At 68.4% G+C, this 13,071-nt stretch carries 12 protein-coding genes; 4 read left to right on the top strand and 8 right to left on the bottom strand.

Annotated elements, in window-relative coordinates:
• Window positions 1–72: 72 nt before the first annotated feature.
• From dsbD to dsbG, 4 genes are read left to right on the top strand one after another with little or no spacing between them, the layout of a single operon-like run.
• The gene (dsbD, locus tag TBD_RS13985; RefSeq protein ID WP_011313302.1) at window positions 73–1,842 is read left to right on the top strand and encodes a protein-disulfide reductase DsbD; all 1,770 of its coding nucleotides are present in this window, start codon (window positions 73–75) and stop codon (window positions 1,840–1,842) included.
• A 2-nt stretch (window positions 1,843–1,844) separates the two neighbouring features.
• Window positions 1,845–2,654, top strand: a complete 810-nt coding sequence (locus TBD_RS13980) for a TlpA disulfide reductase family protein (RefSeq protein ID WP_011313301.1) — start codon at window positions 1,845–1,847, stop codon at window positions 2,652–2,654.
• A gap of 47 nt (window positions 2,655–2,701) precedes the next feature.
• Window positions 2,702–3,238 (top strand): TlpA family protein disulfide reductase, encoded by a 537-nt coding sequence (locus TBD_RS13975; protein ID WP_049750263.1) that lies wholly within the window; start codon window positions 2,702–2,704, stop codon window positions 3,236–3,238.
• Window positions 3,231–3,995: a thiol:disulfide interchange protein DsbG gene (dsbG, locus tag TBD_RS13970; protein WP_011313299.1), complete on the top strand. Its 765-nt coding sequence runs from the start codon at window positions 3,231–3,233 to the stop codon at window positions 3,993–3,995. Before TBD_RS13975 ends, dsbG begins: the two co-directional genes overlap by 8 nt.
• Window positions 3,996–4,081: 86 nt before the next feature.
• Here dsbG and TBD_RS13965 read toward each other — a convergent pair whose 3' ends face one another.
• The 8 genes from TBD_RS13965 to hemE all read right to left on the bottom strand — a co-directional run bounded on the left by TBD_RS13965 (window position 4,082) and on the right by hemE (window position 13,064).
• Window positions 4,082–4,702, bottom strand: a complete 621-nt coding sequence (locus TBD_RS13965) for a LuxR C-terminal-related transcriptional regulator (RefSeq protein WP_238376465.1) — start codon at window positions 4,700–4,702, stop codon at window positions 4,082–4,084.
• A gap of 55 nt (window positions 4,703–4,757) precedes the next feature.
• A complete protein-coding gene (locus TBD_RS13960) occupies window positions 4,758–5,522 on the bottom strand; it encodes an SDR family oxidoreductase (RefSeq protein WP_011313297.1) in 765 nt (254 codons plus the stop codon).
• Between the two features lie 4 nt (window positions 5,523–5,526).
• Window positions 5,527–6,177 carry a thiol:disulfide interchange protein DsbA/DsbL gene (locus tag TBD_RS13955; RefSeq protein WP_011313296.1) on the bottom strand — a complete coding sequence of 217 codons (651 nt, stop codon included), beginning with the start codon at window positions 6,175–6,177 and terminating at the stop codon, window positions 5,527–5,529.
• A complete protein-coding gene (locus TBD_RS13950; RefSeq protein WP_011313295.1) occupies window positions 6,177–6,707 on the bottom strand; it encodes an SPOR domain-containing protein in 531 nt (176 codons plus the stop codon). Before TBD_RS13950 ends, TBD_RS13955 begins: the two co-directional genes overlap by 1 nt.
• Before the next feature lie 2 nt (window positions 6,708–6,709).
• Window positions 6,710–8,383, bottom strand: a complete 1,674-nt coding sequence (argS, locus tag TBD_RS13945; RefSeq protein ID WP_011313294.1) for an arginine--tRNA ligase — start codon at window positions 8,381–8,383, stop codon at window positions 6,710–6,712.
• 110 nt (window positions 8,384–8,493) lie between these two features.
• The gene (locus TBD_RS13940; protein ID WP_011313293.1) at window positions 8,494–10,653 is read right to left on the bottom strand and encodes a primosomal protein N'; all 2,160 of its coding nucleotides are present in this window, start codon (window positions 10,651–10,653) and stop codon (window positions 8,494–8,496) included.
• Between the two features lie 409 nt (window positions 10,654–11,062).
• A complete protein-coding gene (locus TBD_RS13935) occupies window positions 11,063–11,884 on the bottom strand; it encodes a Tim44 domain-containing protein (protein ID WP_011313292.1) in 822 nt (273 codons plus the stop codon).
• Window positions 11,885–11,993: 109 nt separating this feature from the next.
• The gene (hemE, locus tag TBD_RS13930; RefSeq protein WP_011313291.1) at window positions 11,994–13,064 is read right to left on the bottom strand and encodes a uroporphyrinogen decarboxylase; all 1,071 of its coding nucleotides are present in this window, start codon (window positions 13,062–13,064) and stop codon (window positions 11,994–11,996) included.
• Between the last annotated feature and the right edge of the window lie 7 nt (window positions 13,065–13,071).

Below are 13,071 nucleotides of genomic sequence, written 5' to 3'. Positions count from 1 at the left end.
GCACAGCTCCGTTAATGTAGCCTTAACCCGGGCCGTCAAAGATGCGCGCTCGTCAAGATTTTGGAGCTGTTCATGCTGCGTTCGTTCTGGTCGGTCGTGATCCTCGTTCTGCTCTGGGCCGTGCCCGCGCATGCCGAGCAATCTTTCCTGCCGGTGGAGGAGGCCTTCCGTCTGGGCGTGAGCGAAGAAGGCGACGGCCAGGTGCGCCTGAACTGGGTCATCAGCGAAGGCTATTACCTGTACCGCAAGCAGGTGAAGGTCGAGGGCGAGCCGGCGGGCAGCGTCGAAGCGGTCAGCCTGCCGCCGGGCGTCGTCAAGAACGACGAGTATTTCGGCCCGAGCGAGGTCTATCACGATCGATTGGCGGTCCTCGTCAAAGCCCCAGCGGCCCAGGCCTTGACGGTGAGCTGGCAGGGCTGTGCCGAAGCGGGCATATGCTACCCGCCGCAAACCCGGCGCGTGACCCTTGCCGGCAGCGCGACGTCGGTCGAGCCGACGGCCGATGCGCCCCGGCAGGGCGGCGCCGCGCTCGGCGAAGACCAGGACCTGGCCGATCGCCTGTCGCGGGCGAACCCGGGCTGGATGCTGGCTGTGTTCTTCGGCCTGGGTCTGCTCATGACCTTCACCCCCTGCGTGCTTCCGATGTTGCCGATTCTTTCGAGCCTGATCGCCGGCAGCGGGGCGGGGCCGCGGCGCGGTTTCGTCCTCTCGCTGGCCTTTGTGCTGCCAATGGCACTGACCTATGCCGCGGTCGGTGCCGGTGCGGCGCTGGCCGGTGCCAACGTCCAGGCGACGCTGCAGAACCCCTGGGTGCTCGGCGCGTTCGGCCTGGCCTTCGTCGGGCTGGCGCTGGCCATGTTCGGCTTCTACGAACTGCAGTTGCCGGCAGTGCTGCGCAACCGTCTGAACACCGCGAGCCAGAGCCAGCGCGGCGGCACGCTCGGCGGTGCGGCGGCGATGGGCGTCCTGTCGGCGCTGCTGGTGGGCCCCTGCATGACCGCGCCGCTGGCCGGCGCGCTGCTCTACATCGGCAATACCGGCGATGTTGTGACCGGCGGCTTGGCACTCTTCGCGATGGGACTGGGCATGGGCGTTCCTCTCCTGCTCGTCGGTACGCTCGGCGCCCGTCTGCTGCCGCGCCCGGGGGAGTGGATGAACCGGGTCAAGGCCGTGTTCGGCTTCGTCCTGCTGGCCACCGCGATCGCCTTCGTCGCCCGGGTGTTGCCCGCCGAATTGACGCTCGGGCTGTGGGGCGCCTGGCTGCTGGCCGTCGCCTTGAGCCTGTTCGCGCTGATCCAGAAGATCGCCAGCGAAAAAGGCCGCCTGATGTCGCGTTATCTGGCGCTGCTGGTCGGCCTGTGGGGCGGCGCGATGGTGCTCGGCGCCGCCGGGGGTGCGACGGATCCGCTACGGCCGCTCGCTTTCGTCGCGGCTACCGCGGCGCCGGCGCAGGCCGCGGCGGCGGACGGCTTCATGGCGCGCTTCACGCCGGCCAAGACCGAACAGGACCTCGCCGCGCGCGTCGCCGATGCCGGACGGCGCGGACAGTGGACGCTGGTGGACTACTACGCCGACTGGTGCGTGTCGTGCAAGACGATCGAGCACGAGGTGTTCGCCGACCCGCGGGTGCAGGCTGCGCTCGCCGACATGCAGCTCCTGCGGCCGGACGTCACGGCCAACGACGCGGCAGACCGCGCGCTGATGCGCGCGCACCAGGTGCTCGGCCCGCCGACCCTGCTGCTGATCGGCCCCGACGGCGAGGAGCGGCGCGCCCAGCGCATCGTCGGCGAACTGACTGCGGACGCGTTCCTTGTCCGCCTGGCGCAGGCGAGGAAATCCTGAACATGCTTTCCGTGAACCTCGGCCCCCTTGCGCTGCCCATCGGCATGGCGGTGCTGTTGGCAGCGGGTCTCGCTGCCGCGGGCGCAGGCCACCTCGCCGGGCGGCGCTGTAAGGTCGGCATTGTCGACACCCTGAGCGAGATGCTGCTTGCCGGCGTCGTCGTCGCGCGCATCGTCTTCGTCATTCTCTGGTTCGACACCTACCGCGACGCCCCCTGGTCGATGCTCGACATCCGCGACGGCGGATTCACGATCTGGGCCGGAAGCCTGGCGGCGCTCGCGGTCGCGCTCTGGCGCGGGGTGCGCCAACCGGCGCTGCGCCGACCGCTCGCCGTCGGGCTCGCGACCGGGGCGGTGGTCTGGGCCGCGCTTTCCGGCGCGCTGCGCCTGACGGAAAAGCCGCAACTGCCAGCCGTCGCCTTGACGACGCTCGCTGGCGCGCCGACCGATCTCGCGACACTGGCCGGCGGCAAACCGCTGGTCGTCAACCTGTGGGCGAGCTGGTGCCCGCCCTGCCGGCGCGAAATGCCGGTGCTGGCGGCCGCGCAGCAACGCGAAACCGGCGTTAGCTTCGTCTTCGTCAACCAGGGCGAGGACGCGGCGACGGTCCGGCGCTACCTCGACGCGGGTCGGCTCGGTCTTGCCAACATGCTGCTCGATCCCGGCGGGGAACTGGCCCGCGCGGCGGGCTCTGGCGCCCTGCCGACCACGCTGTTCTACGACGCCCGCGGACGACTGGTCGGCACCCACCTGGGCGAGCTGTCGGCGGCTTCGCTGTCCAGCAAGCTAAAACAACTGAGCGAGACGCGATGAGCCTTTCCCCGTCATTTATGGGCGCAACGCGGCGAGGCTGGAACCGTTTGTCGAAACGCACGCGGACCGTTCTCGCGTTGCTCGCGTGGGTGCTGGCGGCGCAGGGCGCGTTGATCGGCCTGCGGGCGTTACAGGACCCGACTTTGTCGGAGGTGCAGGTCCGTATGCTAGACGGCGAGCCGACCGACCTCGCCGCGCTCGCTGCGGGCAAGCCGCTGGTCGTCAATCTGTGGGCGAGCTGGTGCCCGCCGTGCCGGCGCGAGATGCCGGTGCTCGCCGCGGCGCAGCAACAGGCGACCTGGGCGAGCTTCGTCTTCGCCAACCAGGGCGAGAGCGCGGCGACGGTGCGGACTTACCTCGCAGCGGGCCAACTTGACCTCGCGAACGTCACGCTCGACCCCGACACGCGGCTCGGCTACATGGCGGGCTCGACGGCCTTGCCGCTCACGCTCTTCTACGACGCGCAGGGCCGCCTGCTCGACACCCACATGGGCGGACTCACGACCGCCGCGCTGGCGGCCAAATTGAAGCAATTGCGCGCCACCCAAGAATCCTCAACCCCGGAGCAAACCATCCATGAGTAAACCCCCCTACGTTCTCGCCATCCTGCTGGCATTGCCTGCCCAGGCACTGGCCGCCGAGGCGAAAAACTGGCCCGCGCCGATCATGGCCCTCCAAACCGAGGGCGTCGAGGTGGTCGGAACGTTCAAGGCGCCCGGCGGACTGACCGGCTATGCCGGCCGGGTCGGTCAGCAGCCGCTGGCGATCTACCTCACGAGTGATGGCAAATACGCGATCGTCGGGACGATGATCGACGGCAAAGGCAACAACCTGAGCGAGAAACCGGTCGCGGACCTGGTCAACAAGCCGATGACCGAGCAGGTCTGGCAACAGCTCGGCCAAAGTACCTGGGTCGGCGACGGCAAGCCCACCGCGCCGCGCGTCGTCTATGCCTTCACCGATCCGAACTGCCCCTACTGCAACAAGTTCTGGAATGACGCGCGGCCCTGGGTGAAGTCCGGAAAAGTGCAGCTGCGTCACGTCATGGTCGCCATCCTCGGCCCGACCAGTCCGGGCAAGGCGGCCGCCATCCTCGCGGCCAAGGATCCCGAGGCGGCCCTGACCCGGCACGAACAGGCGCATGCCACCGGTGGCGTCAAACCGCTGGGCCGGATCCCGCAGAAAACCGCGGCCCAGCTCGAAGCCAACCAGAAACTGATGCAACAACTGGGTTCGTCGGCTACCCCGACCATCTTCTACAAGGACGCCAGCGGCAAGGTGCGGAAGATACAGGGCGCGCCGTCGACCGATCTGCTGACGGAGGTTCTCGGTCCGCGATGAAGGGAAGGCTCCGGCGCGTCGAGACGACGTGCTGAAGCGAACGATGAAACAGGGGGTTCCGCCAACGGCAACGCGTTGCGCGGACGTCAATGCCGCTTGCGGTCTTCCTTCAGCGCCAGCGTCGCGACCTGTACGCGGTTGCGCAGCCCGAGCTTTTCCATGATGTTGCGCAGATGGTTGCGCACGGTGTTTTCCGACAGCGTCATCTTGTACGCGATCGCCTTGTTGGAAAGGCCTTCCTTGACGTGGTCGACGATCTCCATTTCGCGCGCGGTCAGCGCCGACAGGGCGCTGTTGTTGAGTTCGCCGCGCGCCATCTTCTGCATGATGTTGAGCGGGAAGCTGCTCTGCCCGTCGCAGACGCTGCGGATCGCGGCGAGCACCTGGTCGGGTTCGCTCGACTTGACCACGTAGCCGTCGACGCCCGAGGCGATCGCTTCGGAGATCTCCTCGTCCGAGTCGGCGATCGTCAGCATGATGACCTTGATGCCGAGATCGCGCAGGTCCGACACGAGATCGAGGCCGTCGGCGTCGGGCAGCGAGCGGTCGAGCAGCGCGGCGTCGGCGCGGTTGCCCGCCGCCATCCAGGCGCGCAGTTCGGCGGCGTTGGCGAATTGTGCGGTCAGTTCGAGGTCGGGCTCCTGCTGGATGTAGCCGGCGACGCCCATGCGCAGCAAGGGATGATCGTCGATAAGAATGATGTTCAAGGGCGCTGTCATCGCTGCTCCGGAGGGGGTCACGTCGCGGCCGACCCGCGGGATGTCACGTCGGCAAGCCACGCGGCTTGCGGGGGGCTTTCTCGAATAATAAATCATAGAGCGGGTTCGGCAGCCATTTGAGCGCCGCAGCGACCCACGCCATCTGCCACGGAATGACCGCATAGGCGCGGCGCCGGGCGATGCATCGGGCGACGCGTGCGCCCGCGGTTTCGGCGCTCATCCTGAACGGCATCGCGTAGGGGTTCACGCGTGTCATCGGCGTGTCGATATAGCCCGGCGCGACCGTGACGACGGCGATGCCGCGTGCCTTCAGTTCGAGGCGCAGCGCCTCGAGATAGACCGTCGCCGCGGCCTTCGAAGCCGAATACGCGCCGCCCCCGGGGAGCCCGCGCACGCCGGCGACGCTCGAAATGCCACACAGCACGCCGCCTTTTTGCATCGATGCGATGAAGGGCTGGAAGGTGTGCACGAGGCCGAGCACGTTGGCGTCCATGACGGCGCGAAACACCGGAGCGTCGGCGGCGGTCTCGGTCAGGGTTCCGACGCTGATGCCGGCCGCGGCGATGACGACGTCCGGGGCGCCGACCGCCTCGAGAAACGCGGCGGCAGCCTTCTGCAGCGCGGCGGCGTCGCGGACGTCGGCGCAGTAGACGCGGGCGTCGAGGCCCGCAGCCGTGGCGTGCAAGCCCTCGATGCGGCGGCCGACGAGGCCGAGTTGCGCACCGCGTGCGCCGTAATGGCGGGCGAGCGCCGCGCCGAGACCGGAGCTCGCGCCGGTGATGAAAACCTTGAGCGGCGCGGCGGGCAAGGGCTTAGGGCGCGGCTTTCTTACCGGCCCGCTCGGCCCGTGCCTTGGCGATCAGTTCGTCGAGTACTTCGAACAGCCGCGCCTCGCTGCCGGTCATGCCGACCGACGTCATGTATTTGCCGTCGACGATGAAGGCCGGCACGCCGGTGATGCCGTAGGTCATCGCGAGGCGCGCGCCCTGGGTCGCCTTCGACTGGGTCGAGAAGGATTTGTAGGTGCTCTCGAACTTCTTGCGGTCGACGCCCTGTTTGGCGATCCACTTGCCGAGCACGGCGGGGTCGTTGAGATCGAGGTTCTGCAGGTGGTAGGCGTCGAAGACCTTGGCGTGCAGGCGCTCGAGCAGGCCCATCTGCTCGAGCGTGTAGTAGAGCTTGGCGCCCGGCATCCAGTCCTCGCGGAACACCGCGGGAACGCGGCGGATCTGGGCGTCCTTCGGCAGGGCCTTGATCCATTTGGCGAGACTCGGCTCGAGCTGGAAACAGTGCGGACAGCGGTACCAGAAGAACTCGAGGACTTCGACCTTCTTGCCGGTCGCGACCGCTTGCGGATTCTTCACCCGCGCGTAGTCGTGGCCTTCGAACGCGTCCCCCGACGCGGCAAGGCTCGACACGGAGAAAACGGCGGCGACAAACAGCGTCAGTGCGCGGGCAAACATCAAGGCGTCTCCTGTTGAGTGGGAAGTTCTTTGACCAGCGTCGCGGAAATATCGTTCTCCGCGAGCAGGGCGCGCGTCCGCTCGGCGTCTGCCGGCGCGTCGAACGGACCGACGCGGACGCGGTGGAACACGCCCTTGTCGGCGACGTCGCTGGTCTGGATCACGGCTTCGACGCCGAGTAGTGCGAGCTGGGCCTTCAGGTTGTCGGCGTCCGCAGGATTCTGGAAGGCGCCGGCTTGCAGATAGTAGATCGGCCGCACGGCGGCGGGCTCGGCGGACGGCAACTCGTCCGGCGCGCCGCCCGGCAAGACCTTGTAGAAGTCGAAGCTCGGCGCGGGCTCCGGGGTGGCAGGCGCCGCCGGCGCCGGCGTGCGTCGCACGGCCTCGCCGTCGTTCTTGAACGGGATGCTGCCCGTGACCCAGACCGCCACGGCGACGGCGAGCACGGCGCCGACGATCAAGCCGATCAGCACGCCGGTGAAGATCGAACTGCCGCCGCGCTTTGCGGAACGGCTCGCAGGTTTTGCCATGCTTACATTTTCTCCGGTGCGTCCACGCCGAGCAAGGCGAGGCCGTTGACGATCACGATGCGCGTTGCGTCGGCGAGCGCGAGCCGCGCCCGCTTGGTCGCTTCGTCGGCGACGAGGAATTTCTCGGCGTTGTACCAGGCGTGGAAGTCGCCGGCGAGCATCTGCAGGTAGTGCACCAGCAGATGTGGCGCGAGGTCGCGTGCCGCGCTCGCCACCGTTTCGGGATACTCGGCGAGGCGCTGCATCAGCGCGAGCTCGTGCGCAGCTTCGAGCGGCGCGAGGTCGGCGTCGGCGAGCGTCGCCACGTCGCCGCTCCACTCCTCGAAGACCCGGCAGATGCGTGCATGCGCGTACTGCACGTAGTACACCGGGTTGTCGTTATTGCGCGCGAGCGCGAGGTCGATGTCGAAAACGTATTCGGTGTCGGCCTTGCGCGAGAGCAGGAAGAAGCGCACCGCGTCCTTGCTCGTCCACTCGATGAGATCGCGCAGCGTGACATAGCTGCCCGCGCGCTTGGAAATCTTGACCTCTTCGCCGCCGCGCATGACGCGCACCATCGTGTGCAGCAGGTAGTCGGGATAGCCCTCGGGAATGCCGACGCTCGCGGCCTGCAGGCCGGCACGCACGCGCGCGATCGTGCCGTGGTGGTCGGTGCCCTGGATGTTGATCGCGCGCGCGAAGCCGCGCTCCCACTTGGCGATGTGGTAGGCGACGTCGGGCACGAAGTAGGTGTAGGTGCCGTCGGACTTCTTCATCACGCGGTCCTTGTCGTCGCCGTACTCGGTCGTGCGCAGCCACAGCGCGCCGTCCTGCTCGTAGGTCTTGCCGGCGGCGACGAGGCGCTGCACCGTGGCGTCGACGCGTCCGTCGGTATAGAGGCTCGATTCGAGATAGTAGTTGTCGAAGTGAACCGCGAAGGCGCGCAGGTCGAGATCCTGCTCGTGGCGCAGATAGGCGACCGCGAACTGGCGGATCGAATCGAGGTCGTCGACGTCGCCCGACGCCGTGAATTCGCGATCGTCGGATTTCACAGTCTTGCCGGCGAGGAAGTCGCGCGCGATGTCTGCGATGTAGTCGCCGTTGTACGCCGCTTCGGGCCACGTCGCGTCACCGGGCTGCAGGCCCCTCGCGCGGGCCTGCACGCTCGCCGCGAGCGTGGCGATCTGCACCCCTGCGTCGTTGTAGTAGAACTCGCGGTACACGTCCCAGCCCTGCGCGGCGTAGAGGTTGCACAGCGCGTCGCCAAGCGCCGCCTGGCGGCCGTGGCCGACGTGCAGCGGGCCGGTCGGGTTGGCCGACACGAACTCGATCAGCACGCGCTGCGGGGTCTCGCGTTGCGCGCGCCCGAATTGCGCGCCGGCGGTGCGGACCTGCCGCACGATGCCGTGCCAGGCGGCCGGCGTGAGGTGGAAGTTGATGAAACCGGCGCCGGCGATGTCGGCCTTGGCGACGAGCGTCGACGCCGGCAGTTCGGTGACGATCAACTGCGCGAGTTCGCGCGGGTTTCTTTTCAGCGGCCGCGCCAGCTGCATCGCCGCGTTGCTCGAGAAGTCGCCGTGCGTCGGATTTTTCGGCCGCTCGATCTCGAGACTGACCGGCGCGTCCGGCGCCAGCGCTTCGAGCGCGGCTTCGATCAGGAGGGCGAGTTGGTCTTTGAGGGGATGCGTGCTGGACATGGTGGGGGGCGGCGTGTGGGCCCTGAACTCGTCGAATTCGGCGTTCGGATGGCAAGCCGGCGATTATAAGGGCCGCCCGCGAGGCCTCAAAACCGCGCGCCGCGCCGGACTCAAAACACGAGCGGGTCGACGTCGAGCGACCAGCGCGCGGGGCGCGGCCGGATCGTTTCGAGACGCGGCCGCCAGTCCCGCACGAAGGCCTGCAGCGCCGCGCGTGAGGGCGACTGGATCAGAAGTTGCGCGCGTTCGAGCTTGGCAACGCGGGCCATCGGCGCGGGCGTCGCAGCGAACACGCTGACCCCGGGCGCATCGGGGGCGAGCGCCGCCGCGCGCCGCAGGAAGGCGAGCGCGGCGTCCATCGTGGTCGCTTCGGCGCGCACGAGGATCTGCCGCGTGTACGGGGGCAGTTCGAGCTGTTTGCGTTCGGCGAGCAGTTCGCGTGCGTAGGCCGCGTAGTCGTGTCGCTGCAGGTGACGGAACAGCGGGTGGTCGGGAAACGCCGTCTGGATCAGCACGCGGCCGGGTTTTTCCGCGCGGCCCGCGCGCCCGGCGACCTGCATGAGTTGGGCGAAAAGCCGTTCCGTCGCCCGAAAGTCGGGGCTGTAGAGCGCGCCGTCGGTGTCGAGTATCAGCGCCAGCGTCACGTTCGGGAAGTCGTGGCCCTTGGCCAGCATCTGCGTGCCGACGAGCACGTCGACTTCGCCGCCGTGCACGGCCGTGCCGAGCTCGGCCCAGGCGCGCGGGCGCATCGTGTCGCGGTCGATGCGGCGGATGCGCGCACCCGGCAGGTGCGTCGCGAGCGTTTCCTCGACGCGCTGAGTGCCCTGCCCGAGCGGCTTCAGGTCGGGCTCGCCGCAGTCCGGGCATGCGCTCGGGATCCGTGTCTCGAAGCCGCAGTGATGGCATTTCAGCCGCTGCGCGCCGCGGTGCAGGACCAGCCGTGCCGAGCAGTGCGGGCAGGGCGAGACCCAGGCGCAGCTCGGACAGTACAGCGCGGGCGCATAGCCGCGGCGATTGAGGAAGACCAGGCTCTGCTCGCCGCGTGCGAGCGTCGCGTGCAGGGCCGCGAGGGCCGGCGCGGTCAGGCCGTTTTCCTGCGGAACGTGACGCAGGTCGACGAGCTCGATCTCGGGCAGGCGCGCGGCGGCGATCGCGCGCTGCCTGAGTTCGAGCAGCCGGTAGCGGCCGCTGCGGGCCTGCGCGTAGCTTTCGAGCGATGGCGTGGCCGACCCGAGCAGCACCGGAACGCCGGCCTGCTTGCCGCGGGCGATCGCGACGTCGCGCGCCGAATAGCGCAAGCCGTCCTGCTGCTTGAATGAGGTGTCGTGTTCTTCGTCGACGACGATCAGGCCCAGCCGCGGCAGCGGCGCGAATACGGCGAGGCGGGTGCCGAGCAGGACGTCGCAGTCGGCTGCGGCGAGCCAGTTTTCGGTGCGCGCGGCCTCGGCAAGCCCGCTGTGCAGGGTCGCGAAGCGCCGGCCCGGAAAGCGGGCGCGGAAGTGTCCTTCGAGCTGGGGCGTCAGCGCGATTTCCGGAATCAGTACCAGCGCCTGCCGACCGGCGGCGAGCACGGCGTCGATGACGCGCAGATAGAGTTCGGTCTTGCCGCTGCCGGTCACGCCGTGCACGAGATGCACGGCGAATTCGCCGAGCGTCGGCAGCAACACATCGAGCGCGGCCTGCTGCTCGGCCGTTGCCGGTGCCGGGCGAGGGCCTTCCGGCGGGGGTTCGGCCTCGGGCGGCAGGCGGGTCCATTCGGCCCAGCCCGCGGCGACGAGCGCGGCCGCGTGGCGTCCCTGCTTGATGGCGCGCAGGTATGCACGCGCCTGCGGCGCCTCGCGCAAGGCTTCGAGCAGGGCATGCTGCGCGCGGGCCCTCGGCGCGGGTCCCTCGGCGCGGCCAAGCGCGGTGACGACGAGCCACGGCGTGTCGGCGAGGTAGGGGGTCGCGTTCTTCAGGCGGGGGGGAAGGGTCGCGAGCAGGACCGCCCCCAGCGGATAGTGGTAGTAGTCGGCGCAGAACCGTGCCAAGCGCAGCACTTCCGGCGCGAGCGCGGGGCGGTCGTCGAGGACGCGAAGGATTGTCCTCAGCTTGATCCCGTCGACGGCCGTCTCAGCAAGGCTGCCGAGCACCACGCCGACCTGCCGGGTGCGGCCGAAGGGTACTTCGACGAGGCGGCCGGGGGCGAGGTCCGCCGCGGCTTCGCCCGCGCTGTAATCGAACAGACGGTCAAGCGGCGTGTCGAGTCCAACCTGGACGATCGGAGTCATTCAGTCCGCCCCTTGCTGAGAGTCGGGGCTCGGGACGCAAGGTCGACGCGTTTGCCCGGTTTGGGGGTCATTCATGCCGGTCCTTGGTTGACACTGGGGGCCGATATGCTAACGCCCTGTTCATAAAGCCTTTTTTGGCTTGTCCACGGAACCTGTGGATAATTGTGTGCGTTATTTGTGACGATCCGGTCCGGCGGGCGTGCTGACGGGCTTGCGCCGGAACGGCTAAAAATCAGGCAAGCAAAGTATTTATTGTCGATCAAACACTTACAAAGACAGCTTCCCTGTCAAGGGGCTGACATCAAAAAAACGGCGGTGCCCGGAAAATGTGCATAAGTCGCCGCTTCTATTCCGCGCGGGGCGGCCTGCGAAGCGGTTGCCGCGCCGGGCCGGCTGCCCCGGCGCTTTCTCACCCCTGCTGTATGCCGGCGATCACCCAGCCGCCACCGCCGTGAATGGGCTTGGTGAGGTGCCAGACCTCGTCGAGCGCGACCGGCGCAGCGCCTTCATTCTCGCGCACCTGACCGGTGAAGCGCACGCTGACGACGTGGCGGTTGTCCTCGTCGCTGGCCTCGAGCACTTCGGCGTCCAGCATCATCACGTCGGTGGTCTGTTGGACGTCGCCGCGCTCGGCCATCTGCATCGACAGCTCGGCGAAGATCTCGGGCGAGGTGAAGGCGCGCAGGTCGTCGAGGTTGCCCGCGTCGAAGGCCGCCTGCAGGCGGATGAAATTGAGCTTCGCTTCGCGCGCGAAACCCGCCGCGTCGAAACCCGGCGGGAAGCCGGTCGCGGGGCCGGCGGTCGCGCCAGCCGGGGTCGCGTCGTGGAGGCGCGGGTTGTGGCCGGGCGGGACCCCCGCGTACTGCATCGCGGGTTGCGGCGCGTTGCGACGCATGAAGAAACGGAACAGCATGAAAGCCGCCATCGCCAGCAGCGCCAGCATCAGGAAGTTGGCCATTTCCTCGCCGAAGCCGAGATGCGAAGCGAGCGCAGCGAGGCCGAGGCCTGCGGCGAGACCGGCGATCGGCCCCATCCAGCTACGCTTCTGCGGCGCGGCCTGGGGCGGGCTGCCGGCGGGCTGCTGGCGTTGCGGTGCGGCTTCCTGCTTGGTCGGCGCCGTGCGCTGCATGCCGAAGGATTTGCCGCCACCGAGGCGTTTGGCCTCGGCGTCGTGGGCGCCGAGAGCGAAGGTCAGAAATACCGCGAACAAGCTGACGAGAAAGGTTTTCACGAGGAGACTCCGTGGGGTCGACGAGACCCGGTATGGTGGGACCTGCCCGGCGTATTGGAAAGTCGTTTTTTATACGCGGACCATTCGAAATTTTCGATCGTCGGGCCGCTCACGCGCCGGCGCGGATTGCGCGGCTGCGGCTGTGGACGGCGTCGACCAGTACTGCGACGTTGGCGGGATCGGTGAACTGCGAAATGCCGTGCCCGAGATTGAACACGTGCCCCGGATGGTTGCCGTAGGCGTCGACGATGCGTTCGGCCTCGGCGCGGATGCTCTCGGGCGTGCCGTGGAGCGCGCAGGGGTCGAGGTTGCCCTGCAGCGCGACGCGGTCGCCGACGCGGCGGCGCGCCTCGCCGATGTCGAGCGTCCAGTCGAGCCCGACCGCGTCGGCACCGGCGCCCGCCATCGCTTCGAGCCAGTTGCCCCCGCCCTTGGTGAAGATGATGCTCGGAATGCGGCGGCCTTCGCGCTCCTTGATCAGCCCACTGACGATGCGTTCCATGTAGTCGAGCGAGAACTCGCGGTAGCCGTGCGGCGTGAGGCTGCCGCCCCAGGAGTCGAAGATCATCACGGCCTGGGCGCCGGCTTCGATCTGGGCGTTGAGGTAATCGGTGACCGCACGTGTGTTGACCTCGAGGACGCGATGTAAGAGGTCGGGGCGGCGGTAGAGCATGGTCTTGATGTGGCGGTAGTCGTCCGAACTGCCGCCTTCGATCATGTAGCAGGCGAGCGTGTAGGGGCTGCCGGAAAAGCCGATCAGCGGCACGGCGCCATCGAGGGCGCGGCGGATCGAGCGCACGGCGTCCATCACGTAGCCCAGGTGGTCGGTCGGATCGGGCGCCGAGAGATCGCGGATTTCCCATTCGTCGCGCAGCGGGCGCTCGAAGCGCGGCCCCTCGCCTTGCGAGAAGTACAGGCCCAGGCCCATCGCGTCGGGGACCGTCAGAATGTCGGAGAACAGGATCGCGGCGTCGAGCGGGTAGCGCGCGAGCGGCTGCAGGGTGACCTCGGTCGCGAGGTCGGGCGTTTTGCAGAGCGTCAGGAAATCGCCGGCCCGCGCGCGCGTCGCGTTGTACTCGGGCAGATAGCGCCCCGCCTGGCGCATCAGCCACAGCGGCGTGTACTCGGTCGGCTGGCGCAGCAGCGCGCGCAGGAAGGTATCGTTCTTGAGGGCGGACATGGCTGTA

It is taken from the genome of Thiobacillus denitrificans ATCC 25259 (assembly GCF_000012745.1).
Taxonomy (GTDB): Bacteria; Pseudomonadota; Gammaproteobacteria; order Burkholderiales; family Thiobacillaceae; genus Thiobacillus; species Thiobacillus denitrificans_B.
The sequence above is the reverse complement of the archived record's forward strand: the minus strand, read 5'-3'. Positions and strand labels throughout refer to the sequence as shown.

Bases quoted from the DNA above. Each gene is read 5' to 3' on its own strand.
- TBD_RS13950 (WP_011313295.1), bottom strand. From the start codon at position 6,707: ATGGCAAAACCTGCGAGCCGTTCCGCAAAGCGCGGCGGCAGTTCGATC.
- TBD_RS13980 (WP_011313301.1), top strand. From the start codon at position 1,845: ATGCTTTCCGTGAACCTCGGCCCCCTTGCGCTGCCCATCGGCATGGCG.
- hemE (WP_011313291.1), bottom strand. From the start codon at position 13,064: ATGTCCGCCCTCAAGAACGATACCTTCCTGCGCGCGCTGCTGCGCCAG.
- argS (WP_011313294.1), bottom strand. From the start codon at position 8,383: ATGTCCAGCACGCATCCCCTCAAAGACCAACTCGCCCTCCTGATCGAA.
- dsbD (WP_011313302.1), top strand. From the start codon at position 73: ATGCTGCGTTCGTTCTGGTCGGTCGTGATCCTCGTTCTGCTCTGGGCC.
- dsbG (WP_011313299.1), top strand. From the start codon at position 3,231: ATGAGTAAACCCCCCTACGTTCTCGCCATCCTGCTGGCATTGCCTGCC.
- TBD_RS13940 (WP_011313293.1), bottom strand. From the start codon at position 10,653: ATGACTCCGATCGTCCAGGTTGGACTCGACACGCCGCTTGACCGTCTG.
- TBD_RS13955 (WP_011313296.1), bottom strand. From the start codon at position 6,177: ATGTTTGCCCGCGCACTGACGCTGTTTGTCGCCGCCGTTTTCTCCGTG.